We start from the raw sequence: 24471 nt of genomic DNA, 5'->3' as shown, positions 1-24471 counted from the left end.
CGACAGACAATCACATTCTGCTGCTCACATGCGTCTTCAAGAAGTAATCGGCGGCGGCGGCGACGCTTTTCTTAACTTGGGTCGGCGTTGGCTTGTATGCAGTCAAGAGTACCCTGAAGAACAAGTCGCCTCTGAGTGTCGCCAGGAAGGCCTGCGCGGCTTCCGCGGGATCGTCGATCTTCTCCTGGCCGCTCTCGTTATACTCCAAGAATTTCTTCGCCAGCAGCTCGCAAGCGCGCTTTGGCCCATTCTCGTAGACAACCTTTGTCACTTCCGGGAAGTGGGGTGCCTCGGCGACCGCCATTCGAAACATTGCGACAACGTCTTTTGAGAGGAGGTTTTCGAGGTAGTGCTCTCCCAACTCAAGAAGGAGGGGTCGCAATTCGCCCGATCTCGTGGTGGGTGCAAAATTGGAAGCCCGATCCGAGAACGTGGTGACAATGGCAGTGAATAGCGCCTCCTTCCCTGGGAAGTGCCTATACAGCGTGCGCTTAGACCCACCAATACGCTCCAACACGTCGTCGATCGACGTCCTCGAGAAGCCCTTCGCGAAGAAGACTTCGGTAGCAATGGCTAGAATTTCCTCGCGTCGCTGTGCCGCTCGCCGATCGTGACCGTTTTCCGACAAATCTGATCTCCTTTTGTTATTCGTTGAATCTATAGGAGACGGTACGGTTCCGTATCCCGCATTGCGTTTGCCCGAAGCTTTCAGTCAGGTGCCGAGAAGGCACCGGGTAACTTCCATTCAATCCGCCAAAATTCCTCCGGAACCCTATCGGCCTTACGAGGTTTAAGAGATGGTACGGTACATTACCGGACCTGCACCAAAGGAGATAGGAAATGAAAACGGAAGTACCAAGCAAGGGGCTCGAGTGGACCAATCTGCTCCTCGGACTCGGCCTCGCCTGCGCAGCACTCGCGTTCGGCGCCATACCTGCAGCGGCGTGGAACGCCGGCATTGTGGGTCTGCTCGTCGTCTGCTGCTCGGCGGTCGCCCTCGGACGTTACGGCGCGTGGGCGGAGTGGTCTAATATCGCACTAGGCTGCTGGGCGATCGCCGCGCCGTTCGTGCTCGGCTTCGGCGCGGCCCAGACGGCGATGTGGACGCATGTTCTCATCGGCATCTGCGTCGCCACTATCGCGACCGTGCAACTCATGTCGGCGCGGCGGTCGCAGGGCATCACCCACGACCGTCCAGCCCACGGCCGCTAACTTGTCCAGAAGAGCTACCGAGGGGAGAGTCAAATTTGGCTCCCCCCTCGCGCTGCAGCCTGTAGAACAAGTAGGGCGGCCCCATGGCAGAAGCAAACAAGGAATTCACGCTCGACGAACTTCTGGCCGATCCCATCGTGCAGCTGGTCATGCAGCGCGACGGGGTAACACCAGAAGATGTTCGGGAGGTCGTCAATCGCGCTCGCCAGGCCCACTGCACGAATAAAGAAAAGCCGCGCTTACCGAGCTCTGGATCCGATTTCGCGCTATCGGCGTGATGCCACTCCACCTAGGAAGACGTCGACGGCCGAAAGGACGGCGATGCGTGCCTCCTCCGCATCTGGGGGCGACCGCAGCCCTAGAACCACCTGAAGGTGGAGGTTGTCGCGGATCATCCCCACAAAATGGCTCGCGGCTCGGAAGCAGTCGTCGGCATGAATTTCGCCACGCGCCTTTGCCGCTTCTAGCACCTCGGCAAGTCGCCCGGTCGCCCGCGCGGGCCCGTTCTCATAGAACGTCTTTCCGAGCGTGGGATACCGATTGGCCTCCGCGACCACCGTCCGATACACGCCAATCAGGGCCGGAGACATATAGGCGCCCATTAGATGTTCACCAAAGGCGATCAGAGTTTCGCGCAAATTCCGTCCCATGATCTCATCGATGACTAGAGAGGATAGGACTTCCTCGGCAAATTTGCTGACGAGCGCTGTGAACATGCCCTCCTTGCTTCCAAACTCATTGTAAATATTGCGCTTCGATCCGCCCACGCGCTCGATGATCGCATCGATACTGGTTGCCGCGTAGCCCTGCTCGAAGAACACTTCGGCAGCCGCTGCCAGCAGGGCTTCACGTCGCCCCAAGGTCCGATCCAATTTCGCTGCAACCATCGCGTCCGTCACCTCATTTCGTCAAATCCCCTTGACTGGTAACGTCCATTACCGTACCGGTCAATGGTAACACCCATTACCGGAGGCGGAGCATGGCGCGGCCCAACAAGAAGCTTATCGGCGTAGTGCTGTGCCTCACCGCGATCGTGCTCGGTGCGGTCGCATGGACCTGGGCCAAGTCGAGTGGCGAAACCTCTACCGACAACGCCTTTGTGCGTGGCGACATCACCTCGCTCGCTCCAAAAGTCGGTGGCTATGTGATGAGCGTCGAGGTCGCCGACAATCAGACCGTCAGAGCGGGCGATGTCCTGTTTCGAATTGACGATCGCGACTACCGGGCCCGCCTCGCGCAAGCAGATGCTAATGTCGAGGCAGCCAAGGCTCGCCTCGCAAACACCGCCGCAGACACGACGCTGCAACGTGCCACGATCCGCCAAGCGACGGCGCAGCGGCAAGCCGCACTCGCTGAACTAAATCTCGCCACGAAGGCTAGCGACCGCCGTCGAGAACTCATCCGGTCGAGCGCGGTCAGCCAAGCGCAGGTCGATGAAAGCGACGCGGCCCGCACTCGCGCGGAAGCTGGTGTGGCCGCCGCCTCTGCAACCGTGGATGCTCAGCAGGAACGGATCACCGTACTCGGCACCCAGCGCGAAGCCGCCGTGGCCGCCGTCGCGCAGGCCGAAGCTGCGCGCGACCTTGCAAGGCTCGACCTTGAGAGCACTGTCGTGCGCGCACCGGTAGGAGGCGTGGTGGGCAATCGACAGGTCCGCGTCGGTCGTCTCGTCGCGCCGGGCGCGCCGCTTCTCGACATCGTTCCCGTGAATGACGTTTGGCTCGTCGCGAATTTCAAGGAGACCCAAGTCGCCAACATCCGGCCAGGACAGCGGGCTCGAATTTCGATCGACGGCTACCCGGATCGTACTTTTGAAGGCGTTGTGGACAGTTTCGCACCGGGCAGCGGCTCGGCCTTCAGCCTGCTCCCCGCCGATAACGCAACCGGGAATTTCATCCGTGTCGTCCAGCGAGTGCCGGTCAAGATCCGGCTGGTGAACAATCCACTGCCGGGCAGGATCGTCCCCGGTCTCTCCGCGCGAGTGGAGATCGAGCGCGGAAGTGGCTCATGATTGCCATAACGACCTCTGAACGCAAATCGGTACAGACTCACGGCGGCATCCTCATCGCTGCGGTCCTCCTTGCATCGGTCACGGAAGCTGTGGCGAGCACAGTTCTTTCGCTCGGACGCGGCGACATCCTCGGTGACACCTACGCCACGCCCGACGAGTTCGCGTGGCTCGACATGGGCTATACCGGTCTCAAGCTGATGGGCTTTGTCGCAGCACCATGGCTGATCTCCTATTTCGGACCGCGAAAGCTGATCCTCTGGGCTACCGTCATCATGGGCGCGGCCTGTGCGCTCGCGGCTGTCACTGTCGATCTCGGAGCGCTCACGACCCTTCGCGTCGTTCAAGGCTTCGCAGGCGGCGTCCTGCTCGTCGCCGGCCAAACGCTGCTATTTTTTTCCTACCCTCGAGAACAGCAGCCCATTGTCCAGGCGCTTTTCGCAATGGGGTCCGTGGTTGCGCCGGCGACGATTGCTCCGGCACTGCAGGGCTGGTTGCTCGACAATCAATCCTGGACATGGATTTTCTTCGGGAACGCTCCGATTGCGATAGGGGCCGTCGGCCTTCTCCTCATGTCGGATGCGGGACCGGACGAAGTATCGCAGACCGGCCCATTCGACTGGATCGGCTTTGCCTTCTTCGCGACGAGCCTCGGCTGCGTGACCTACATCTGCAGCCAAGGAAGCCGCTGGAACTGGTTCGATGAGCCACGCATCGTCTGGCTGACGATCGGAGCCGTCGCCGCGTTCGGTGCTTTTGTCGTGCGCCAAATCACGACGCGTCAGCAAACCCTGCTCCAGTTCGGCGCATTCAAGACCGACGACTTCGCTTTTGCTTTCGTTGTCAGCTTTGTCGCAGGGGCCGCACTCTTTGGAAGCGCCTTTCTGATACCCGCTTTCGCAGTTTCCGTTCTGGCCTTCACGCCGACCGACGCAGGGCAACTCCTTCTTCCAAGCGGCGGACTTTTCGTTGGGGCGCTTCTTCTCGCAGCGCTCCTGATGCAGGCGCGCAAGATTCCACCGATTGCCACCGTCCCCCTTGGTATTCTCCTGATCATGGTCGCGATGTGGATGCTGTCATGGTCGACCAGCCAGAGCGGCTCCGATGACATGATGCCCGCGATCCTCTTGCGGGGCCTCGGGTTGGGGTTCCTGTTTCTGTCGATCACCCTCATCGCATTCGGCGGCCTGCCAAAGCATCTCGTTGCGTCCGGTATCGGACTATTTAACGTCGGCCGCCAACTGGGCGGGTTGATAGGCGTCGCGACCCTGCAGACGCTCATCGATCATCAGGTAGTCGGCAATCAGGCGGTCTTGGGAGCCTCCATCAGCGCAGGCACCCCCGCCGTTGCCGAGCGCCTCGCGACCACGACTGCGATGCTGATCGGACGGGGCATGGATGCCGCCGGAGCAAACCAGGCCGCTTCGCTGCTTCTAGGGCGGGCCGTCGGTGGACAGTCCACCGTCATCGCCTTCAACACGGCCTTCAATGCAGTAGCCCTGCTCTTCGTGATCGCCGCGCCGGTGCTCATCGCGATCAAGATCGCTCTCTCGCGCGCGGGAAAGGCGCGTCGTGCGCAGCTCTCAGCAGAGGAAGGCGTCTAGCATGATCGGCAACCCCACCAACTCCGCCAACGGTCCTGAGCATCGCGACGCGATGCTGCAGACGCTTACCCTGAGCCTCGAAGATCCACACGGCACGCTGCTTGGTCTCGATCCTGTCCTCGAACGCGAAGGCTATTCGCACGACGAAATTCTCTCCGCCTTCGGCTGCATCGATGACCTTCTCGTCGCGATCGCGGAGCGCAAAGCCGCCTACCTCATCACGCCCCTGACCGGGGCTCAACGGATCGCCGACCTGGACTTGGTGCGGCGTGTGCTGACCGAATTCGGCACCTTGGCGTGGCGGGAATATTCAAGCTCCATCATCGCGCTGGTGCGGCTGATGATGGCGGAAGGCGCGCGCAGCCCCGATTTGCGCAAACGGGTTTACGACGCGGGCCCAGCTTCGGTTGCCCTCGAACTTCGGAAGTTTTTCTCGCGAGCGCATGGCCTAGGCGTCTTGTCGGTATCCGACGCGCACCTCGCGGCCGAACAGCTCATGGGGATGCTTCGAGAACCCCTATACAAGGCGCTTATGCTGCATCCCGCAGGCTCAACCACAGCAGCCGACGCCGCAGAGCCCGTCGCCGCGAGCATCGATCTGGTTCTGAACGGCTGCGCGCGCGGGCAGGCGTGATGTTCGACCGCGACGACACCCCTCAGATCCGCGCCGCTTGGCTCCGTCGCAGGAACAGCCCCGGCGTCGACCAAAAAGTCGTGTCCGCCGTTCCGGCGGACCTTGCCAACAGCGCTGACGAGAACGGCTCTCTCGTCACGCTCGACCCGGTCGAATGGATCATCTGCTTCGTCCCCGGACTGCAAGCGCAATGGTGGCACCGCTTCGTGTTCAGCAAGCACAAGCACGTGTTTGCGATGCGACCGACGAACACCGGAAGCTGGATTCTCGTTGAGCCTTGGTGGTCGCGCATGATGGTCACGGTCCTGCCGCCGGCCGATGCGGTCAAGTTCCTGCGCTGGGGCGGCACGGGGGACATCCTGAGAGTGCGTGAAGCCGTGCCTGGCCACGCCAGCCAGGTCCGAGGCTGGTCAAACTGCGCCGTCCTTACGGCCTTCGTTCTCGGCCGACGGAGCTTCACCTGGACGCCGCACGGGCTGTACCTTCAATTGCTGCGAGAGAAGGACACCAGCCGCGAAAGTGTCGAGACCCTTCTGGTCGAGCAGTTCACCAAGGTGGTGAGCCAGCATTCCGACAGCGCCCTCGCGGTCAGCGCCGATCAGCTCTCCCTGCCATTCCGTGAGCTTTTGACCATCATCGGCCGCAATCTACTTGAGGCGATGATGACGCCGTCGCTTCTCGAGGTCTGCTACACCGCCGTTCTCGAGGCCGAGCGATATCCAGCGGCCACGCGGATTTATGCCGAACACGGCCCCAAGCGTGCGATCGCGGTTCTCTCCAAGATTCTCGAGCAGGCTGTTCGCGACGGCCATATCGAGCTTTCCGATTGCGATGCCGGAGCAAGGCAGTTCCTTGCCATGCTCCACGGCGACATTCACCTGCAGGCGATCCTGCAAATCGGTGATGTGCCCACGCCCTCCGAAATAGACCTCCGCGCGCGCACTGCGGTGAAGCTGTTCCTAGACGGCATGACCGCTGGCCGGGCGACGGCGCCCGTCAATGAAGGACAATAGCCAGTGCAAAGACTTCCCAGCATTAGCAGTCGTTGCCTGCCGCTTGGGCTGGCCATCCCGTGCCTGCTGTTAAGCGCCTGTGTTGTTGGGCCCGACTTCGAGGCGCCAGCCGTACCCGTTCGCGAGGCCTGGATTTCGCCGGTCAACACGGCCGAAGTGGACGCCGCGTGGTGGCGCAAGCTCAACGATCCCATTCTGATCGAATTGGTCGACGCGGCGATTGCCAACAACAAGGACCTCGACGAGGCCGCAGCGCGCCTGCGCGAGGCCCGCGCCAACCGGGACGCCGTTCTCGGCCGCCAATTCCCCCAAGTCGGGGCGGCGGGGGTGGCCACAGAGAATCGTCTCAGCTCCAATGGGCAGTTGCCGGTAGGTAAGATCCCGGCGCTCGAACCGGAGTTCTCCATCTACGACATCGGCTTCGACGCCTCCTGGGAGATCGATCTGTGGGGAGGCACGCGGCGCGCCGTGGAGAGTGCCAACGCTCGCGTCGAGGCGGCCGAAGAAGCGCGGCGTGGCGTCATCCTTCAGGTCATTGGTGAAGTCGTTCGCTCCTATATAGACCTTCGCACCGCGCAGGCCCTCCGGGCGAGCGTGCGCGAGGACGCCGACGCTCAATTTAGCATTGCCCAGATCGTCGCGGACCGCTTACGCGTCGGTGCGGCCTCGCGTTTCGATCTCACACGCGCTCAGGCCCAGGCGCGGACAACGGCGGGTGCCATCCCGGGTCTGGAGGCGGACGCCACCGCGGCCGCCTTCCGCCTCGCAGTTCTGGTCGGGGAGCCCCCAGAAGCTCGATACGAGCAGCTCTCCGCCCCGACTGCCTTGCCGACAAGCGACCTCGATTTCTCGGTAGGCTTGCGCTCGGATCTCCTGCGCAGAAGGCCTGACGTCCGGCAGGCCGAACGCGAGATCGCGGCCGCCACCGCCGATGTCGGCGTCGCCACGGCCGAACTCTTTCCGCGTTTCTCTCTTATCGGAGCAATCGGACAACAAGCCAGAACTCCGGGGGATTTGTTCGCCAGCGACAGCCTGCGCTTCCAGGTAGGTCCCTCGCTTCGTTGGCCAATATTCTCGGCGGGTCGCATTCGCGCTCAGATTCGCGCTGCCGACGCCCGCTCAGACGCCGCAGCGATCCGCTACGAACGCGCTGTCCTGAATGCGCTGTCTGATAGCGAAACGGCGATCAATCGCTTCGCGTCGGCCGAACGCACCACCAGCGAGCGTAACCAGGCTCGCGAAGACGCGCGTGAGGCGCTCCAGCTCGCTCGTACCCGCTATTCCGCCGGCGAGGACGACCTGACGGTGCTGTTGCAAGCGCAGTCCGCTTATAGCGCCGCCGACCGTCTCGCTCTCCAGGCCAAGGCCGCACAGCTCCAGCAGCTTGCGGCTCTCTATAAGGCCCTCGGAGGCGGCTGGGAGAATGTGGAGGCTACGCTCACGTCCTAAGCCCGGTCGATGCCGCCGTTCAAACTAGGTGCCGCGGCTTGCGAAATACGGAGGAAGCATGCCCGAGAAGAAGCAACGTCCGTTATCACCACATGCCTCAATTTACCGTCCTCCCGCGGCGATGATGACGTCGATCATGCATCGCATCTCGGCGTGCGCGATGTCGTTCATGGGAGCGCCTATGCTGGTCTGGTGGCTGTGGTCGCTCGCCGAGGGGCCGCGTACCTACGAACAGTTCGCCGGCTTCGCCTCCAGTTGGCTCGGCACGTGCATCCTGTTCGGCTTGAGTTGGTGCTTCTTCCAGCATCTCGCGTCGGGCATCCGCCACCTAATCATGGATATCGGCGCCGGCTTCGAGCTTAAGACCGCTCAGCGAGGCGCCTTGGCGACGTTCGCGATTTCCGCCGTCCTGACCCTCGCATTTTGGACGGTCCTAACACTGAAGTAGGAGGCTTTCGAATGAACTCTCGCCAGAACCAAAAGTGGGCGGAGCTCCTAGTTTTGATTTCACCGCGCAACAGTATCGGAGCTACCCTCCTGCTTGTATTTGGGGTGGCGATAGTCTGCGCAGCGTTCAGCACGATTTTTTGGATCGTCGGCTGAGCCGCCATGAGCAGACGAGAGGCCGGTCGCAGAGAGTCACGACGGCTTGAACGACGTAAAAAGATCATTCAGACGGCGCAGGAGCAGTTCCTGCAGAATGGATTTTCCGGCACGTCCATGTCTCAAATCGCCGAGCGCCTCGGGGGGTCGAAGGCGACGCTCTGGACCTACTTTTCTTCGAAAGAAGAACTCTTCAGACATGTTGTCAGTGCTGCATCAATGGAATTGCAGCGTGAGCTGACCGTAGGGCTCGAGCAGAGTGACATCCTTGAGGAGACCCTACTCAGGTTCTGTCGGCAGTTTATCGAGAGCGTCGTGTCCCAACGCGCGTTGGCGCTCCGCCACGTGGTTGCCGCCGAAACCGTACGATTCCCAGAGGTGGCCCAGATCTTCTTCCGCAACGCACCAGCACGCCTTCATGACCTGCTAGCTACGATCCTCGAGACGCATATGAGGAGCGGCAATCTACGCTCAGGCGATGCCTTGGAGGCCGCCCAGGTCCTAACTTCCATCTGCCATGGAAATTGCTTTCGCCGCGCTGCATTCGGACTGAGCAAGAACGTAGAAGCCCACGAAATCCGCGCCGATGCGAGATTGGCCGTCGATGTGTTTTTGCGCGCCTACGGCTGCCCTGGGCGAATGAGCGGGCGCCTTTCAGCTAAGGAATAAACCTAGCGCCATCGACGAAAGACAGCGCGGCCACCCCGCCTATGTGGCCTCTACAGTATCCGTTTCTCCGACACCCGCCTGGAGCGTCTTTCGCGGCGGTGAATGGCGCAGCATGTATGTCCGTGCGGACGCGTGAGGCACCGGTCCTGGGCGCTCAAACATAGCCGGAAGCGATGCTTGACGGACAGCCGCGATGATCAACTCAAGACTTGGCGGCACGGCTTTGGTCGTTCTGCCGAAGGAGGCGGTAGTGCCAGACAGCAGATTCCTTACGCCTGACGAGGTGGCTGAACGCTACCGAGGCGGTGTTTCGGTTGGGACTCTTAGAAATTGGCGCGCGATGCGTCTCGGCCCGTCCTTCGTCAAAGTTGGCAAGGCCGTGCTCTACCCCCTCGACGAGCTTGATGCGTGGGATGAAAAGAATAAGGTGCAGTGCCGTGCATCCAAGGGGCACCGCGAGCCTAGGGGTGATCAGGCGTGATGGTCACGTTCGGGCATGATCAACCGCCCCCAGTCGCCGGCACCAGTCCCTGCCATATTTCCATTTAACGCTTTTATATCAATGGCTTAGAATTCTGGAAGGCATGGTGCACAACCACCCGTCCGGCTCCCCTCAGCCGAGCCGCGCCGACATCCAGATCACCAACAAGATCGCCGAAGCCGGGCGCCTTCTGGGCATCATCGTCCACGATCACATCATCATCGGCCGCGAAGGGCATGTCAGCCTGCGCTCCAAGGGGCTGATTTGACCCGCGCGCGCGGCGCAGTGTGCAGGGCCGGTGCAGTGCGCAAGGGTGGCGGTACGGTGCTGTAAGGAGATCGACGCCATGGCCGCTGAACCACCCGAACCGGAGCCGCCCCAGACGACCGTCTCCGGCATCCTCCAGCGCGCGCCGGACCAGCCGACACACCCGACAGGGCGCTGGTGGCGCTACGCAGGGCGATCGCGGCGGCACATCTACTATCGCGCCGCCACCAACCTGCAGGGCACCCTGTTGTTCGCGCTGATCGCCGTGCTGGGCGCCATCGCGCTGGGCGTGGCGACCGTTCACGTCCTGCACCTGCACACGGTCAGGCACGACGACGCCGTTCTGGGCACGATCGGGCTGGCGATGCTGGCGCTGGGGACATGGCAAGGCGCGAAGCTGGCGCTCGACGGCAAGTAACCGCGCGAAGCGGCTGACATCGCTCAAAAAACCCCGAAACCGAGCGGATCGGCCGGTGCCGTGGCGCCCGGCCGACTCTCGAAATAGTCGCGAAACACGTCCGCTTCTAACCCTTCGGGGTGATTGCGAGGGGCAAGACGACAGGACCATCCCACACGTTCGGCCACGGCGCTGCGCCTGGCAACGAAAAGGATCGGGATCATGAAGCGGATCGGACTTGCTGTTTCGGTTAGTGTCGTCGCAATGGCAGCGCTGGCTTACGCGGGCGTCGGCAGCGGACTTGTCGAAGGCATCGGCGCCAGCATGGTGAAGCTGCCAGCGGCCAGCTCGGCCGGCAGCAGTGCGGCCCCGTCCGCGCTGAACCCCACCCCCGCTGCCGCCGACATCTCGACGTTGAACCCCGGCGACGTCATCCCCGGCAGCTTTATCTGCGTGTTCCGCACCGGCGCGGTGCAGCGCGACGCGATCCATGGCGAGGCAGACCGCATCGCGCGCACCGATGGCGGCGCGGTGCGCCATTATTACGACACCGCGCTCAAGGGCTTTGCGGTCAACGCCTCGAAGCAGCGCGTCGATGCGATGCGCGCGCACAACGCGTCCATCTCGTATTGCGAGGAGGACCGGGTGATCAGCTTCATCGACGACCCGATCGGCCCGCTGGATACCAAACCCACGCCGACACCCACCCCCACGCCAACCCCCACGCCCACGCCCACGCCCACGCCAACCCCCACCCCGACACCCACGCCCAAGCCGACTGACGGTGGCAAGGGCGGCGGCGGTGGCGGCGGCACCCAGCCGCCCGAAACCATCCCGGCGGGCATCACCCGTGTGGGCGGCGGCGTGCAGGTCACGGTCACCGGCACCGCCTGGGTGATCGACACCGGCATCTTCCTGACCCACCCCGATCTCAACGTCGATACCGTGCGCAGCCGCAACTTCGTGACCGGCGAAACCTCGCCCAACGATCTCAACGGCCACGGCACGCACGTTTCGGGCACGATCGGCGCCAAGAAGAACGGCATCGGCGTGGTGGGCGTGGCGCCCGGCGCGACATTGGTGGCGGTGCGCGTGCTTAATCGCAAGGGCAGTGGTTCCACCTCTGACGTGATCGCGGGCATCGACTATGTTGCCGCCAACGGTCACCCTGGCGACGTGGCGAACATGAGCCTGGGCGGACCGATCGATACCGCGCTCGATCAGGCGGTGATCAATGCCGCCGCCACGGGCGTGAAATTCGCGCTGGCCGCCGGCAATGAAACGCAAAGCGCCACCCTGCACTCGCCCGCGCGCGTCAACGGCCAGAACATCTACACCGTTTCGGCGGTGGACGCGGCGGACAAGTTCGCCTCGTTCTCCAACTTCGGCAACCCGCCGGTCGATTATGCCGAGCCGGGCGTGCTGGTGCTGTCGACGTGGCTGGCCAACGGCTACAACACCATATCGGGCACATCGATGTCCACGCCGCACATGGCCGGCATCCTGCTGCTCGGCGCGCCCCGGCAGGTCGGCACCGCGATTGGCGATCCCGACGGCAATCCCGATCCCATCGGCGGACATTGACGGACCCGACGGGGGCACGGTGGTTCGTGTCCCCGTCTACCGCACTCGGTCATCCTGAATCGGCGGTTGAGGATTTGCCTGATTCGCGTACCCTTTGCCCGGGCTGACGGGGCATAGTTCCGCTCCATCGGGGGAACAGCTTTGGCTACGCGCAGCAGTGCATCACCCGCATTCGCCACATCCGCCATGCGCAAGGCGTTCTGGCGGATCCTGCCGCTGATCATGGTGGCGTACCTGTTCGCCTACATGGACCGGGTCAACGTCAGCTTCGCCGCCACCCAGATGAATGCCGACCTCAAGTTCGACGCAACCATCTATGGCCTGGGCGGCGGGCTGTTCTTCCTCGGCTATGCCTTGTTCGAAATTCCGTCGAACCTGCTGCTGGTACGCTTCGGCGCGCGCAAGTGGATCGCACGGATCATGATCACCTGGGGCCTGCTGTCGGCCGCGATGATGTTCGTCCACACGCCGGGGCAGTTCTACGCGTTGCGCTTCCTGCTGGGTGTGGCCGAAGCCGGGTTCTATCCCGGCGTGATCTACTACTTCTCATCGTGGTTCCCGCCCTGCCATCGCGGCCGCGCGGTCAGCCGGTTCTATGTCGCCAGCCCGCTCGCCTCGGTGGTGATGGGCGGCGTGTCGAGCTGGCTGCTCGGGCTCGACGGGCTGGCGCACTTGCGCGGATGGCAGTGGCTGTTCGTGGCGCAAGGCCTGCCCAACGTGCTGATCGGGCTGGTCGTGCTGCGCTTCCTGCCCGATGCCCCGGCCACCGCAACATGGCTCACCCCGCCCGAGAAAGACTGGATCCTGGGCGAACTGGCGCGCGAGCAGGCCGGCATGGCGCCGCCATCGCACCACAACGCGCTCGCCGCATTCCGCAATCCGCGCGTGCTGCTGACGGGCACGATCGGCTTCCTGCTGATCGGCGCGATCACCACCTTCATCCTCTCGGCGCCGATGATCCTGACCGGCGCGACCGGGCTCGACCTCAAGCACGTCGGCTACCTGGTGACCGCCGGCGGCATCGTCGGCGCGGCCACCATGCTGATCGCGGGCGACCATGCCGACAAGCACGGCGACCGCTGGCTCAACGCGTTCTGGTTCGCGGTGGTGATGGCGGTGGCGTTCGCGGTGATCGACCTGTCGACCACGCCGCTGGTCGTCGCCATTGCCTACCTCGCGTTCGCCGGCTCGTGCTTTGCGATCCCGATGCTGACCTCGTCGGGCTGGGCCAGCCTCCTGTCGATCAGCGAACTCGCGGTCGGCGCGGCGGCGATCAACACCATGAGCCAGATCGGCGCGTTCGTGACCCCGTTCGCCTGGGGCGTGGCCAGGGACGCAACCGGGACGTTCCACGCCGGCCTGGCCCTGCTGTTCGTCATGTGCCTGCCGCTGGCGGTGCTGCTGCTGGTGCTGCGGCGGCAAGTGCGCGGTGGTGTCGTCAGCAGGGCGGTTGCGGCGTGAAGGCTGGCGATACTGATGCCGGGGTCAATCGGGATTCTTGCGACCTGTATTTTGTTGGGCTCAAGCCCTTCGCGACACCGATCTTTCCCTTCGATGCCGCAGGCTTGAAACAGCTCTGCGCCGACACGCTTGCAGAATTGAAGATCAGGCTCGATGCCACCTTCGCCAAGGAACGCCGCTGCCGGGCAGTCGTCTAACTTAAGTTGAATGCAGGGCGGCCCAATGACATAATCCAAAATCGATAATCTATTTGAATTTCAATTATATACATCCGGAAATTACGGCTCGGTGGTTGAATGTCGGAACACGTTGATGTCAAGTGATCGCAGACTGTTGCGAAAGGACTGATCGTGGACCCCGAACACACCGATATTGCAAATTCCGGAATTTCACCGGGCGGCGAAGACCGGCGGACGTTTCTGGAATCGTGCGGCAAGCTCGCCGTCTTGGTGCCGCCGGCGATGACCGTGCTGTTATCGACGTCGCTGGCATCGCCGGCGATTGCGAAGTCATCCAACGGCCAGCACTTCACCGGCGGACACGACAAGCGCGATCGGCATCACAAGCCGAAGGAACGGCGCCTGCCGGGTTGACGCGGCGCCATTGCGGAGGCGGGTTCAGGATCGAAAGTTGCCTTCAAATCCCAAGCCGACAGAGCAAGATAGAGAAGGCGTCGCCATGAAACCGGCCAACAGAGAACTTACAATCGGGGACGCGGATCGCAGGGCGTTCATGGAAGCCTGCGGAAAGTTCGCGGTCGTGATGCCGCCGGCGATGACGGTGCTGCTCTCGACCTCGCTGGCCACGTCGGCCTTCGCCAAATCGGGCGGAGACGCGCATCAGCAGGATGGACGTGGTCACGACACTGTCGAGCCGGGCAATGGCGGCACCGATTCCGGCACGCCCGGAACTGGGGAAGTCGGATCGCACGACAACCCGGATCCGGGTTCGGGCAAACAGCCCATCGACAACGGCACGCCCCGAGAGAGCGACACTGGATCGGGTGGCGTCGACAGCGGCCAGCACGGGTCTAGCGACACAGGTTCAACGCCCAGCAGCGATGCCGGTTCGGGTGGGACCAGCGAAACGGGTTCGTCGCACGGCAGCGAGATCGGCTCGGGCGGGATCGACAGCGGGCAGCACAACTCCACCGACACCGGATCAGGCGGGACAAGTGGCACAAATTCATTGGGCAGCAGCGAGATCGGCGTAGGGGCCAGTAGCGCCAGCGCGTCATCGGCAGGCACAACTGCAAGTAGCGGTACGGGCGGTAGCGGTACGGGCGGTGGCAGTTCCGGCAAGGACGCCGTGAAGGTCGGCAAGGTCAAGGAAGCCCCCCGGGTTCGGTAAGCCGGGAGCACAATACTGACGCTGCCAAACCGGGGCACGACCTACCTCGCCCCAGTCGGGGGCGGTGACGTGTCGTGTCGTCATCCGAAGTTTCCCCTGTCCTACACGCCGCGTCCGCGCCTAGACTCCGTGCGCTCTTTGACATTGTCGCAACCCCCTGATTTGCATCGGCAATCGCGCTGACCGAGGCGACTCGCTCGCGCAAACCATTCGGCACGCACTCGGGCAATGTTAGAGAAGTTAGAAAACCCGGCCGAAGGACGAAGGCGCCAAACCAGCCCCAAAACGGCCCGCCGCCCTTGCCTTCGCGCCGCCCCGCCCCTAGCGGCCACCGCAACCGTCCACCACGTTCTTGCCCGGAGTCGAACCATGGTCCCCCGCTATTCCCGCCCCGCGATGACCGCGATCTGGGAAGCCGAAGCGCGCTACAGCATCTGGTTCGAGATCGAGGCCCACGCCACCGACAAGCTGGGCGAACTCGGCGTCGTCCCTGCTGCTGCAGGCAAGGCGCTGTGGGACTGGTGGGCCACAGCGCCGGTAATCGACGTGCCCGCGATCGACGCGATCGAGGCGGTGACCAAGCACGATGTCATCGCATTCCTGACCTGGGTGGCGGACCGGGTGGGCGAACATTCCGGCGGCGACCTGGCGCGGTTCATGCACCAGGGCATGACCAGCTCCGACGTGCTCGACACCACGCTGTCGGTCCAGCTGCGGCAGGCGAGCGACCTGCTGATTGCCGATCTCGACGCGTTGCTGGCGGCGATCGAGCGCCGGGCGATGGAGTTCAAGTACACCCCCACGATCGGCCGCAGCCATGGCATCCACGCCGAGCCGACCACGTTCGGATTGAAGCTGGCGCAAGCCTACGCCGAGTTTTCGCGCTGCCGGGCGCGGATGATCGCGGCGCGCGAGGAAATCTCGACTTGCGCGATTTCGGGCGCTGTGGGCACCTTCGCCAATATCGACCCGGCGGTGGAGGCGCATGTCGCGGCCAAGCTGGGGCTGGCGGTGGAGCCGGTCTCCACCCAGGTCATCCCGCGCGATCGCCACGCGATGTTTTTCGCCACGCTGGGCGTCATAGCCGGATCGATCGAACGGCTGGCGGTCGAAGTGCGCCACCTGCAGCGCACCGAAGTGCTGGAGGCGGAAGAGTATTTCTCGCCGGGTCAGAAAGGCTCGTCGGCGATGCCGCACAAGCGCAACCCGATCCTGACCGAGAACCTTACCGGGCTGGCGCGGATGGTGCGTTCGGCGGTGGTGCCGGCGCTGGAAAACGTGGCGCTGTGGCACGAGCGCGACATCTCGCACTCGTCGGTAGAGCGCTTCATCGGCCCCGATGCGACGATCACGCTCGATTTCGCGCTGGGCCGACTGACCGGCGTGATCGACAAGCTGCTGGTTTACCCCGAACGGATGCAGAAGAACCTCGACCGGATGGGCGGGCTGGTCCACTCGCAGCGCGTGCTGCTGGCGCTGACGCAAGCCGGGGTCAGCCGCGAGGATGCCTATGCCATCGTCCAGCGCAACGCGATGAAAGTGTGGCAATCGGACGGCGCGCTGTCGCTGCTCGATCTGCTGAAGGCCGATCCCGAAGTGACCGGCAAGATCGCCGCCGCCGATCTGGAGGCGAGCTTCAACCTCGATTACCACCTGGCGCAAGTCGACACGATCTTTGCCCGGGTGTTCGGGAAGTAGAAACGGGGCGACACTGGCCAAGCGCGCCAAGACGCCCTAGCATCGCGACGGGAAGCCACGGAGAGACCGAATGCAAGTTGTGCGCACGATTGTCTGGGTGCTGGTGGCCGTCGTGCTGGCGGCGTTCACGCTGGCCAACTGGCAACCGGTGACGGTGCACATCTGGCAGGGGCTGGTGCTGGAAACCAAGCTGCCCGCGCTGGTGATCGGCGCGTTCGGACTGGGCCTGCTGCCCAGCTGGCTGCTTTACCGCACCACCCGCTGGCGGCTGGGACGGCGGATCATGAGCCTGGAAAACTCGCTGCTGTCACGCACCCCCGCCCCGCCGCTGGGCACGACGACACAGTTCGACGCGGCGACGCCGGGCAATCCGGCAGCGTGACCAACCCGATCTATCTCGCGCTCGACATGCCGCGCCTCGATGCCGCGGTGGCGATGGCCCAGAAAGTGCGCAGCCATGTCGGCGGGATCAAGCTGGGGCTCGAATTCTTCTGCGCCCACGGCCACCACGGCGTGCACGAACTGGCCAAGATCGGCCTGCCGATCTTCCTCGACCTCAAACTGCACGACATTCCCAACACCGTCGCCGCCGCGATGCAGGCGATCCACGTGCTCGAACCGGCGATCGTCACGGTCCATGCCGCCGGCGGGCGCGCGATGATGGAAGATGCCAAGGCGGCGGCCGGCGAACACTGCAAGGTCGTGGGCGTTACCGTGCTGACCAGCCTCGATGAAAGCGATCTGGCGCGCACCGGCGTGGGCGGCAGCGCGCATGACCAGGTGCTGCGGCTGGCCGCGCTGGCCGAGGAAGCCGGGCTCGACGGCATCGTCTGCTCGGGCCACGAAGTCGCGGCGGTGCATCGCCAGTGGAAGAACGGGTTCTTCGTCGTGCCCGGCCTGCGCCCGGTCGATGGCCCGGCCAACAGGGCAGCGGGCGACCAGAAGCGCACCGTCACCCCGCGCGAGGCGCGCCATGCCGGCGCCAGCGTGCTGGTGATCGGCCGGCCGATCGCACGCGCGGAAGACCCGGTCGCCGCCGCGCGCGCAATCGAAGCGACGCTTTGACCGGGGCGTAACGCGGGCGCCCGGGCTCGGCTTTCGACCCAGCTCGCCGCACATCCCCCTTTCTCCCGCGCCCGCCTGCGCTATGGGAGTGCCCATGTCCCAACCCGCCATCAAGATCTGCGGTATCAACGCCCCGGCCGCTCTGGACGCAGCCATTGCCGCGCGCGCCGACCATGTGGGGTTTGTGTTCTTCGCGCGCTCTCCCCGCAACGTGACGTCTCCCGATGCCGCCGCTTTGGCCGAGCGCAACGCTGGCCGGGTCAGCGCGGTGGGTCTGTTTGTCGATGCGAGCGATGGCAAGATCGCCGACGCCATCACCGCCGGACGGCTCGACATCCTCCAGCTCCACGGCACCGAATCCCCCGATCGCGCGGGCGAACTGCGCGCGCGGTTCGGCTTGCCGGTGTGGAAGGCGGTGCCCGTTGCCGGCTCGGCCGATGTGGCGCGCGCTCAGGCCTATGCCGGTGCCGCCGATCTGGTGCTGTTCGACGCCAAGGCGCCTGCGGGCGCGGACCTGCCCGGCGGAATGGGACTGGTTTTCGACTGGACGCTGTTGGCGGGGCTGCGGATCGGCCTGCCGTGGGGGCTGGCGGGAGGGCTTGGCCCAACGAACGTCGCCGACGCGGTTCGGTTGACCGGTGCGCCGCTGGTCGATGTCTCGTCCGGTGTGGAAAGCGCGCCAGGGGTGAAGGACGCCGCGCTGATCGCCGCATTCTGCAAGGCCGCGCGCAGCGCCTGACGAATCGGCTCGCCCAAAACGCTAGAAGGCGGCCTCCCGAAAGAAGCCGCCCTCACGACGTTGCGTGGCGGTCTTTACGGCTCGCGGATAAACGCCGCCTGAACACGATGCGCCGCGACGCGCGCGAATCTGGACAATCCGCACCCCGTCTGCCAAGCGCCGGGCATGACTGCCACCACCATCACAGCCGCGCCCAACAGCTTTCGCACGCAGCCCGATGAACGCGGCCATTTCGGCCAGTTCGGCGGACGTTACGTGGCGGAAACGCTGATGCCGCTGATCCTTGAGCTTGAGCGCGAATACAACCGCGCCAAGGCCGATCCGGCGTTCACCGAACAGTTCAACGACCTGCTCGAACACTACGTCGGCCGCCCCAGCCCGCTGTACTATGCCGAACGGCTGACCGATGAACTGCGCAAGAGCGCACCCGAAGGACACGGCGCGCAAGTCTGGTTCAAGCGCGATGAGCTGAACCACACCGGCGCGCACAAGATCAACAACTGCGTCGGGCAGATCCTGCTCGCGATGCGCATGGGCAAGACGCGGATCATCGCCGAGACCGGCGCGGGCCAGCATGGTGTCGCCACCGCCACGGTGTGCGCGCGGTTCGGCCTGCCCTGCGTGATCTACATGGGGCAGACCGACGTGGTCCGCCAGCAGCCCAACGTGTTCCGGATGAAGCTGCTGGGCGCCGAAGTGGTGCCGGTCACCAGCGGCGCGGCCACGCTCAAGGACGCGATGAACGAGGCGCTGCGCGACTGGGTCGCGCATGTCGACGACACGTTCTACATCATCGGCACCGCCGCCGGGCCGCACCCGTATCCCGAACTCGTCCGCGATTTCCAGAGCGTGATCGGCAAGGAAGCGCGCGCGCAGATGCTGAGCCGCACCGGACGCCTGCCCGATGTGCTGGTGGCCGCGATCGGTGGCGGATCGAACGCGATCGGGCTGTTCCACCCGTTCCTCGACGATCCCGGCGTGAAGATGCTCGGCGTGGAAGCGGCGGGCCATGGCCTCGACAAGGAACATGCCGCCAGCCTCGCCGGAGGCGCGCCGGGCGTACTCCACGGCAACAAGACGTACCTGTTGCAGGACGATGACGGCCAGATCACCGAAGCGCACTCGATCAGCGCGGGCCTCGATTATCCGGGCATCGGGCCGGAACACGCGTGGCTGCGCGATGTCGGCCGGGTCGATTACACCTCGGCCACCGACAAGGAAGCGCTCGACGCGTTCCAGCTGCTGTGCCGCACCGAGGGCATCATCCCCGCGCTGGAACCCAGCCACGCCATCGCCGCCGTGGCCAAGCTGGCGCCGACCCTGCCGCGCGACTCGATCATCCTCGCGAACTTGTGCGGTCGCGGCGACAAGGACATCTTCACCGTAGCCGAGCATCTGGGGGCGAAGATATGAGCGCACGTCTCTCCGCCGCTTTCGCCAAGGGCCACCCCGCGCTCGTGTGCTTCGTCACGGCGGGTGATCCCACACCGGCCGCCACGCCCGCGATCCTCGATGCGCTGGTTGCCGGCGGCGCGGACGTGATCGAGCTGGGCATGCCGTTCACCGATCCGATGGCCGATGGCCCGGCGATCCAGGCAGGCAATTTGCGCTCACTCGCCGCAGGTACGAAAACGAAGGACATTCTCGCGATCGCCAAGGGCTTTCGCGAACGGCACCCCGACGTGCCGCTGGTGCTGATGGGCTACGCCAACCCGATGGTGCGGCGCGGGCCGGAATGGTTTGCCGAACAGGCTGCCGCTGCCGGGGTCGACGGGGTGATCTGCGTCGACATTCCGCCCGAGGAGGACGACGCGCTCGGCCCCAACTTGCGCGCGCACGGTATCTCGCCGATCCGGCTGGCCACGCCAACCAGCGACGCCGCGCGGCTGCCGACCATCCTCGAAGGCTCGTCGGGCTTTCTCTACTACGTTTCGGTCGCGGGCATCACCGGCAAGCAGCAGGCACAGCTCGGTTCGATCGAAAGCGCGGTTGCGCGGCTCAAGGCGGCGACCGACATTCCAGTCGTGGTCGGCTTCGGCGTGCGCACGCCCGATCAGGCGCGCGCCATCGCGCGGGTGGCCGATGGCGTGGTCGTGGGTTCCGCGTTCGTCGATCTGGTCGCCAAGCACGGCGCCAAGGCCGCCGGTCCAGTGCGCGAACTGACCGCCGCGCTTTCCGCTGCCGTCCATCATGCCCGCGAGGTGACCGCATGAGCTGGATCAACCGCGTCCGCAACGCGCTGCCGTTCGCGCCCAAGCGCGAGACGCCCGACAACTTGTGGATCAAGTGCCCGGGGTGCAGCGAGATGCTGTTCACGCGCGAGTACGAGGAGAACCTGTCGGTCTGCCCGCGCTGCGAACACCATGGCCGGATCGGCGCCGACGCGCGGTTGGCCCAGCTGTTCGATGATGGCGGGTACGAGGTGCTGGCGGCGCCCAAGGTCAAGGAAGACCCGCTCAGGTTCCGCGACAGCAAGAAGTACCCCGACCGGCTGAAAGCCGCGCGCGCCGCCAATCCGCATGCCGATGCGCTGACCAACGGTCTGGGCAAAGTCGGCGGGCACAAGGCCGTGGTCGGCGTCCAGGAATTCGCGTTCATGGGCGGATCGATGGGCATGGCCGTGGGCAGCGCCTTCGTCGCCGGGATCGAGCGGGCGATCAAGGAGAAGTGCCCTTACGTCGCCGTCACGGCGGCGGGCGGCGCACGGATGCAGGAGGGCATTCTCAGCCTGATGCAGATGCCGCGCACCACCGTCGCGATCAGCCGCCTGCGCCGCGCGGGACAGCCCTATATCGTCGTGCTGACCGATCCGACCACGGGCGGCGTCACCGCCAGCTATGCCATGCTGGGCGACGTGCAGATTGCCGAGCCCGGCGCGCTGATCGGCTTTGCCGGGCAACGCGTGATCCAGGACACCATCCGCGAAAAGCTGCCCGAAGGGTTCCAGCGCGCCGAGTACCTACACGATCACGGCATGGTCGATATGGTGGTGCACCGGCATGAACTCAAAGCCACACTGGCCCGGCTGATCGATTACCTGACGGCGGCCAAGGCGGCCTGATTGGCCCCTCCGTCTGACGCTTCGCGCCAGCCACCTCCCCATCGCCAGTCCATGGTGAGGGTCGCAACATTCAAGTTCCTCTCCATCGACTTGCGATGGGGAGGTGGCAGTTCCGGGAGGAACTGACGGAGGGGTAATTTGCGCGACTTCGCCATTTCCGACAATCCGGCCGTACAGGGCCAGCTCAACCGGCTCGCCGCGCTGTCGCTGCCGCAAGGGCGGCTGAGCCTCGACACGATCCGCACGCTGCTGAACCGGCTCGACAACCCGCATCGGTTCCTGCCGCCGGTGTTCCATGTCGCTGGGACCAACGGCAAAGGCTCGACCTGTGCGTACTTGCGCGCGATGCTGGAGGCGCAGGGGCTCACCGTCCACGCCGCGACCAAGCCGCATCTGGTGCGCTACAACGAGCGTATCCGCATCGCCGGGCGGCTGATCGAGGATGCGCTGCTGGCGGCGCTGTTGAAGGAAGTGCTCAACGCCGCCAAGGACCTCTCCCCCAGCTTCTTCGAGGTGACGGCGGCGGCGACGTTCCTCGCATTCGCCCGGATTCCGGCTGATGCCTGCATCATCGAGACCGGGCTTGGCGGACGGCTAGACGCGACCAATGTGATCGATGACCCGGCGGTGTGCGGCATCGCCACGCTGGGGCTGGACCACGAAGCGTTCCTGCTCTCGCCCGAAGACGGCGTGCCCACCAAACCGCTGGCGCGGATCGCGTTCGAAAAGGCGTCGATCGCGAAGCCCGGCGTGCCGCTGGTGACGATGGCGTATCCGCAGGTAGCGAGCGAAGCCGTCGATGCGACCGCCCGGCAGATCGGCGCGACGGTCATCGCTCGCGGTCGCGACTGGTGGGCCGACGCTGGCGAAACGATTGCCTATCGCGACGCGGCGGGCGCGCTCGACCTGCCGCTGCCCTCGCTGCCCGGCAAGCACCAGGCCGACAACGCCGCGCTGGCGGTGGCGATGTTGCGACACCAGCAGGCGATCGCGGTTTCGCCCGAAGCGATGACCGCCGGGATCGTCGCCGCGCGCTGGCCGGCGCGGTTGCAGCGGCTTGGCGAAGGTCCGCTGACCGCGCTGGCACAAGGCCGCCCCGTGTGGCTCGACGGCGGGCACAACCCCGATGCGGGCGCAGCGATCGCACAGTTTTTCGCGGCCAGGAATGACGTTCACCTCATCATCGGAATGCTCCCCAACAAGGACCCGTCCGCCATAGTCGCACCGCTGGCTGGGCGCCTTGCCAGCGTGACCGTGGTGCCGATCGCAGGCCACGCGTCACATGGCATCGAGGCGTTCGTGCCGCACGCGTCGGTGGGTCCGCGCGCATCCGCCACCGTGCCGTCTGCCTTGCGCACCCTGCCGCCGGGCGGCGAAGTGCTGGTCGCCGGCTCCCTGTATCTTGCCGGCGAAGTGCTGCGGCTCAATGGCGAACTGCCCGATTAGGGCGCGGTTGCGGCGCGGGCGCGGGCATCCACGCGACTGCTGCGCAGCCATTCCATCAGCACGAACACCACCGCCACCAGCCCTGCCGCCGCGGTCCAGCGGAATACCGTGGCATAGCCGAACGTGTCGAACGCCTCGCCCGCGATACCCCGGCCCAGCGAGCCGATCAGGAATGTGAGCGACGACAGCAGCGCGTATTGCACGGCGGTGTAGTTCTTGCTGACGATGCCCGAAAGATACGCCACGAACGCGGCACCCGCGATGCCCGTGGACACGTTCTCGAAGCTAATCGCCAGCAGCAGCCGCACCATCCGTTCATCGAACCCGAACGCGGCGAACAGTGCTTTCAGCCCGATCGCGCTGCCCACCGCATCGATGTGCACCGCCCCTTCGGCGAGGTCGGCATAAACGAAATTGCCCAGCATCGGCAGGATCGCGCCGATCAGGATCGTGGGCATCCGGCCCAGCCGGGCGAACAGGTAGCCGCCCAGACTGATGCCCAGGATCGTCATGAAAATGCCGAACAGCTTGGACGCGAACGCCACCTCGTCCTTGGTGTAGTGCAGGAAATCGAGGTAGAACGGGAAGGCGAAGCTCGACCAGATGTTGTAGCACAGCGTGTAGGTCAGGATCATGCCGATCACCACCAGCACGCCCCAGCCGAGCCGGGCGGACAGTTCGGCGAGCGGGGAGACCAACGCGACATACAGATGGTTGGCAGCGGTGCGCAGCGGCGAGACGTGGTCGTCCGGCGCGGTCATCACGCCGCGCCCGCGCGCCATCATCCAGTTGGTCGTGGCCGCGACGATCAGCGGCACCGCCACCGTCGCGAAGATGATCCACGGGCCGTGGCCCTTCAGGAAATCGGCCACCGAAGGATGTGGCTGGCCGGGTACGGCCGGCGCGAGCATCGACACCATGAACCCGATGATCGAGGCGATCGCCCAAGCCCAGCTGACCCCGACGATGGCCAGCGCGACCATCCGCGCACCGGGCGACAAGGCACCCGGCTGCGCCAGCGCGTCATACAGCAGGCCTTTCTCGGGTCGCGGGGTATCGGGCGCGCGCAGCGTCACCAGCCCCATCAGCACGATCAGCCCGCCCATCAGCAGGTAGACCAGCCCCCAGTCCATCCGCGCCGCCAATACCAGCGCCAGCGCTCCGCCGACGATCGACGCAATGCGGTAGCCGAACTGGTAGATCGCAGAGAGCAGTTCCACCGGGGTATCGGCATCGGCGACATCGATCCGCCACGCGTCGACCGCCACGTCCTGCGTCGCGGACGCCAACGCGGCGAGGAACGCGAACAGCGCGAACGTGCCGATATTCGTCGCCGGATCGGTCGCGGCGAGCCCGGCGAAGCCCAGCACCAGCACCGCCTGGCACGCCAGGATCCAGCTCTTGCGGCGACCCAGTTTGTCCAGCAGCGGCAGCCGCGCGCGGTCGACCAGCGGCGACCACAGGAACTTGAACGAATAGCTGAGGCCGATCCACGACAGCACGCCGATCGTGGCCAGATCGATCTTCTTTTCGCCCAGCCACGCGTTCAGCGTGCCGATCAGCAGCGCGTAAGGCAGGCCTGATGAGAACCCGAAGCCCAGCATCGTCGCCGACTTGCGCGATTGCAGCGCGATCTTCAGCAACCGGAACCCCTTGGGGCGCGGTGCCGGTTCGGCGGCGGCTGATGCCATGGAGCGTGACCCTTCTTTCCTGCATCGGCGCCGTTTGGG

Annotated in this window: 27 protein-coding genes and 1 pseudogene; 25 read left to right on the top strand and 3 right to left on the bottom strand. The window is 64.8% G+C overall.

All coding sequences use genetic code 11. The features are described from left to right. Positions 1 to 10 precede the first annotated feature (10 nt). Positions 11 to 628 carry a TetR/AcrR family transcriptional regulator gene (locus tag NL2_RS09915; protein WP_068074244.1) on the bottom strand — a complete coding sequence of 206 codons (618 nt, stop codon included), beginning with the start codon at positions 626 to 628 and terminating at the stop codon, positions 11 to 13. Between the two features lie 212 nt (positions 629 to 840). Here NL2_RS09915 and NL2_RS09910 point away from each other — a divergent pair, with 212 nt between their 5' ends. After that, a complete protein-coding gene (locus NL2_RS09910; RefSeq protein ID WP_068074243.1) occupies positions 841 to 1212 on the top strand; it encodes an SPW repeat protein in 372 nt (123 codons plus the stop codon). A gap of 83 nt (positions 1213 to 1295) precedes the next feature. Continuing rightward, a complete protein-coding gene (locus NL2_RS21165) occupies positions 1296 to 1490 on the top strand; it encodes a hypothetical protein (protein ID WP_157083127.1) in 195 nt (64 codons plus the stop codon). Here NL2_RS21165 and NL2_RS09900 read toward each other — a convergent pair. Continuing rightward, positions 1479 to 2099 carry a TetR/AcrR family transcriptional regulator gene (locus NL2_RS09900; RefSeq protein ID WP_068074239.1) on the bottom strand — a complete coding sequence of 207 codons (621 nt, stop codon included), beginning with the start codon at positions 2097 to 2099 and terminating at the stop codon, positions 1479 to 1481. The two genes, NL2_RS21165 and NL2_RS09900, sit on opposite strands and share 12 nt — an antisense overlap. A 92-nt stretch (positions 2100 to 2191) precedes the next feature. Between NL2_RS09900 and NL2_RS09895 the strand changes: the two genes are divergently transcribed. The 23 genes and pseudogenes from NL2_RS09895 (at position 2192) to NL2_RS09790 (ending at position 22741) form a co-directional block, all read left to right on the top strand. Further along, entirely contained in the window at positions 2192 to 3223 is a 1032-nt protein-coding gene (locus NL2_RS09895; protein WP_084356012.1) for an HlyD family secretion protein, read from the top strand. Next, entirely contained in the window at positions 3220 to 4824 is a 1605-nt protein-coding gene (locus NL2_RS09890; RefSeq protein WP_068074236.1) for a DHA2 family efflux MFS transporter permease subunit, read from the top strand. The genes NL2_RS09895 and NL2_RS09890 overlap by 4 nt, the downstream gene beginning before the upstream one ends. A gap of 1 nt (position 4825) precedes the next feature. After that, entirely contained in the window at positions 4826 to 5458 is a 633-nt protein-coding gene (locus tag NL2_RS09885) for a TetR/AcrR family transcriptional regulator C-terminal domain-containing protein (RefSeq protein ID WP_068074233.1), read from the top strand. After that, complete coding sequence (locus NL2_RS09880) at positions 5458 to 6471, top strand: TetR/AcrR family transcriptional regulator C-terminal domain-containing protein (protein ID WP_068074230.1); 1014 nt, start codon at positions 5458 to 5460, stop codon at positions 6469 to 6471. The genes NL2_RS09885 and NL2_RS09880 overlap by 1 nt, the downstream gene beginning before the upstream one ends. 3 nt (positions 6472 to 6474) lie before the next feature. Then, positions 6475 to 7920: an efflux transporter outer membrane subunit gene (locus tag NL2_RS09875; RefSeq protein WP_245647644.1), complete on the top strand. Its 1446-nt coding sequence runs from the start codon at positions 6475 to 6477 to the stop codon at positions 7918 to 7920. A gap of 58 nt (positions 7921 to 7978) precedes the next feature. After that, positions 7979 to 8368, top strand: a complete 390-nt coding sequence (gene sdhC, locus NL2_RS09870; protein WP_084356011.1) for a succinate dehydrogenase, cytochrome b556 subunit — start codon at positions 7979 to 7981, stop codon at positions 8366 to 8368. Positions 8369 to 8529: 161 nt separating this feature from the next. Next, on the top strand, positions 8530 to 9192 hold the full coding sequence (locus NL2_RS09865; RefSeq protein ID WP_068074227.1) for a TetR/AcrR family transcriptional regulator: 663 nt from the start codon (positions 8530 to 8532) through the stop codon (positions 9190 to 9192). A gap of 193 nt (positions 9193 to 9385) precedes the next feature. After that, positions 9386 to 9673, top strand: a complete 288-nt coding sequence (locus NL2_RS09860; protein ID WP_245647643.1) for a helix-turn-helix transcriptional regulator — start codon at positions 9386 to 9388, stop codon at positions 9671 to 9673. A 103-nt stretch (positions 9674 to 9776) separates the two neighbouring features. Continuing rightward, positions 9777 to 9941: pseudogene (locus NL2_RS20745) on the top strand (JAB domain-containing protein); the annotation flags it as partial. Positions 9942 to 10019: 78 nt separating this feature from the next. Continuing rightward, a complete protein-coding gene (locus NL2_RS09855; protein ID WP_068074226.1) occupies positions 10020 to 10358 on the top strand; it encodes a hypothetical protein in 339 nt (112 codons plus the stop codon). 201 nt (positions 10359 to 10559) lie between these two features. Beyond that, positions 10560 to 11921, top strand: coding sequence for a S8 family serine peptidase (locus NL2_RS09850; RefSeq protein WP_169799502.1), 1362 nt, complete (start codon positions 10560 to 10562; stop codon positions 11919 to 11921). A 141-nt stretch (positions 11922 to 12062) separates the two neighbouring features. After that, a complete protein-coding gene (locus tag NL2_RS09845) occupies positions 12063 to 13382 on the top strand; it encodes an MFS transporter (RefSeq protein WP_245647642.1) in 1320 nt (439 codons plus the stop codon). Further along, entirely contained in the window at positions 13379 to 13579 is a 201-nt protein-coding gene (locus NL2_RS09840; protein ID WP_068074224.1) for a hypothetical protein, read from the top strand. Before NL2_RS09845 ends, NL2_RS09840 begins: the two co-directional genes overlap by 4 nt. 153 nt (positions 13580 to 13732) lie before the next feature. Beyond that, positions 13733 to 13975, top strand: a complete 243-nt coding sequence (locus NL2_RS09835) for a hypothetical protein (RefSeq protein ID WP_068074221.1) — start codon at positions 13733 to 13735, stop codon at positions 13973 to 13975. A gap of 139 nt (positions 13976 to 14114) precedes the next feature. After that, positions 14115 to 14732: a hypothetical protein gene (locus NL2_RS09830; RefSeq protein ID WP_068074219.1), complete on the top strand. Its 618-nt coding sequence runs from the start codon at positions 14115 to 14117 to the stop codon at positions 14730 to 14732. A gap of 369 nt (positions 14733 to 15101) precedes the next feature. Then, a complete protein-coding gene (purB, locus tag NL2_RS09825; RefSeq protein WP_068074214.1) occupies positions 15102 to 16430 on the top strand; it encodes an adenylosuccinate lyase in 1329 nt (442 codons plus the stop codon). A 70-nt stretch (positions 16431 to 16500) separates the two neighbouring features. Continuing rightward, positions 16501 to 16812, top strand: coding sequence for a LapA family protein (locus NL2_RS09820; protein ID WP_068074212.1), 312 nt, complete (start codon positions 16501 to 16503; stop codon positions 16810 to 16812). Continuing rightward, the gene (pyrF, locus tag NL2_RS09815; RefSeq protein WP_068074210.1) at positions 16809 to 17495 is read left to right on the top strand and encodes an orotidine-5'-phosphate decarboxylase; all 687 of its coding nucleotides are present in this window, start codon (positions 16809 to 16811) and stop codon (positions 17493 to 17495) included. Before NL2_RS09820 ends, pyrF begins: the two co-directional genes overlap by 4 nt. 94 nt (positions 17496 to 17589) lie before the next feature. Then, entirely contained in the window at positions 17590 to 18234 is a 645-nt protein-coding gene (locus NL2_RS09810) for a phosphoribosylanthranilate isomerase (RefSeq protein ID WP_068074208.1), read from the top strand. Positions 18235 to 18399: 165 nt separating this feature from the next. After that, positions 18400 to 19647: a tryptophan synthase subunit beta gene (trpB, locus tag NL2_RS09805; protein WP_068074206.1), complete on the top strand. Its 1248-nt coding sequence runs from the start codon at positions 18400 to 18402 to the stop codon at positions 19645 to 19647. Further along, positions 19644 to 20447 carry a tryptophan synthase subunit alpha gene (gene trpA, locus NL2_RS09800; protein ID WP_068074204.1) on the top strand — a complete coding sequence of 268 codons (804 nt, stop codon included), beginning with the start codon at positions 19644 to 19646 and terminating at the stop codon, positions 20445 to 20447. The genes trpB and trpA overlap by 4 nt, the downstream gene beginning before the upstream one ends. Continuing rightward, positions 20444 to 21295 carry an acetyl-CoA carboxylase, carboxyltransferase subunit beta gene (gene accD / locus NL2_RS09795; RefSeq protein ID WP_068074200.1) on the top strand — a complete coding sequence of 284 codons (852 nt, stop codon included), beginning with the start codon at positions 20444 to 20446 and terminating at the stop codon, positions 21293 to 21295. Before trpA ends, accD begins: the two co-directional genes overlap by 4 nt. Before the next feature lie 138 nt (positions 21296 to 21433). Further along, positions 21434 to 22741 (top strand): bifunctional folylpolyglutamate synthase/dihydrofolate synthase, encoded by a 1308-nt coding sequence (locus tag NL2_RS09790; protein ID WP_068074198.1) that lies wholly within the window; start codon positions 21434 to 21436, stop codon positions 22739 to 22741. Here NL2_RS09790 and NL2_RS09785 read toward each other — a convergent pair. Further along, the gene (locus NL2_RS09785) at positions 22738 to 24432 is read right to left on the bottom strand and encodes an AmpG family muropeptide MFS transporter (protein WP_068074196.1); all 1695 of its coding nucleotides are present in this window, start codon (positions 24430 to 24432) and stop codon (positions 22738 to 22740) included. The genes NL2_RS09790 and NL2_RS09785 overlap by 4 nt on opposite strands. Positions 24433 to 24471: the final 39 nt, after the last annotated feature.

It is taken from the genome of Novosphingobium lentum NBRC 107847 (assembly GCF_001590965.1).
Taxonomy (GTDB): Bacteria; Pseudomonadota; Alphaproteobacteria; order Sphingomonadales; family Sphingomonadaceae; genus Novosphingobium; species Novosphingobium lentum.
Note: the sequence above shows the minus strand (reverse complement) of the source record. Positions and strands in the feature narration are given on the sequence as shown.

Excerpts from the sequence above, each read along its gene's own strand:
- NL2_RS09910 (WP_068074243.1), top strand. The coding sequence starts at position 841 with ATGAAAACGGAAGTACCAAGCAAGGGGCTCGAGTGGACCAATCTGCTC.
- NL2_RS21165 (WP_157083127.1), top strand. The coding sequence starts at position 1,296 with ATGGCAGAAGCAAACAAGGAATTCACGCTCGACGAACTTCTGGCCGAT.
- NL2_RS09900 (WP_068074239.1), bottom strand. The coding sequence starts at position 2,099 with ATGGTTGCAGCGAAATTGGATCGGACCTTGGGGCGACGTGAAGCCCTG.
- NL2_RS09895 (WP_084356012.1), top strand. The coding sequence starts at position 2,192 with ATGGCGCGGCCCAACAAGAAGCTTATCGGCGTAGTGCTGTGCCTCACC.
- NL2_RS09890 (WP_068074236.1), top strand. The coding sequence starts at position 3,220 with ATGATTGCCATAACGACCTCTGAACGCAAATCGGTACAGACTCACGGC.
- NL2_RS09885 (WP_068074233.1), top strand. The coding sequence starts at position 4,826 with ATGATCGGCAACCCCACCAACTCCGCCAACGGTCCTGAGCATCGCGAC.
- NL2_RS09880 (WP_068074230.1), top strand. The coding sequence starts at position 5,458 with ATGTTCGACCGCGACGACACCCCTCAGATCCGCGCCGCTTGGCTCCGT.
- sdhC (WP_084356011.1), top strand. The coding sequence starts at position 7,979 with ATGCCCGAGAAGAAGCAACGTCCGTTATCACCACATGCCTCAATTTAC.
- NL2_RS09865 (WP_068074227.1), top strand. The coding sequence starts at position 8,530 with ATGAGCAGACGAGAGGCCGGTCGCAGAGAGTCACGACGGCTTGAACGA.
- NL2_RS09860 (WP_245647643.1), top strand. The coding sequence starts at position 9,386 with ATGATCAACTCAAGACTTGGCGGCACGGCTTTGGTCGTTCTGCCGAAG.
- NL2_RS09855 (WP_068074226.1), top strand. The coding sequence starts at position 10,020 with ATGGCCGCTGAACCACCCGAACCGGAGCCGCCCCAGACGACCGTCTCC.
- NL2_RS09850 (WP_169799502.1), top strand. The coding sequence starts at position 10,560 with ATGAAGCGGATCGGACTTGCTGTTTCGGTTAGTGTCGTCGCAATGGCA.
- NL2_RS09830 (WP_068074219.1), top strand. The coding sequence starts at position 14,115 with ATGGAAGCCTGCGGAAAGTTCGCGGTCGTGATGCCGCCGGCGATGACG.
- purB (WP_068074214.1), top strand. The coding sequence starts at position 15,102 with ATGGTCCCCCGCTATTCCCGCCCCGCGATGACCGCGATCTGGGAAGCC.
- NL2_RS09820 (WP_068074212.1), top strand. The coding sequence starts at position 16,501 with ATGCAAGTTGTGCGCACGATTGTCTGGGTGCTGGTGGCCGTCGTGCTG.
- NL2_RS09810 (WP_068074208.1), top strand. The coding sequence starts at position 17,590 with ATGTCCCAACCCGCCATCAAGATCTGCGGTATCAACGCCCCGGCCGCT.
- trpB (WP_068074206.1), top strand. The coding sequence starts at position 18,400 with ATGACTGCCACCACCATCACAGCCGCGCCCAACAGCTTTCGCACGCAG.
- trpA (WP_068074204.1), top strand. The coding sequence starts at position 19,644 with ATGAGCGCACGTCTCTCCGCCGCTTTCGCCAAGGGCCACCCCGCGCTC.
- accD (WP_068074200.1), top strand. The coding sequence starts at position 20,444 with ATGAGCTGGATCAACCGCGTCCGCAACGCGCTGCCGTTCGCGCCCAAG.
- NL2_RS09785 (WP_068074196.1), bottom strand. The coding sequence starts at position 24,432 with ATGGCATCAGCCGCCGCCGAACCGGCACCGCGCCCCAAGGGGTTCCGG.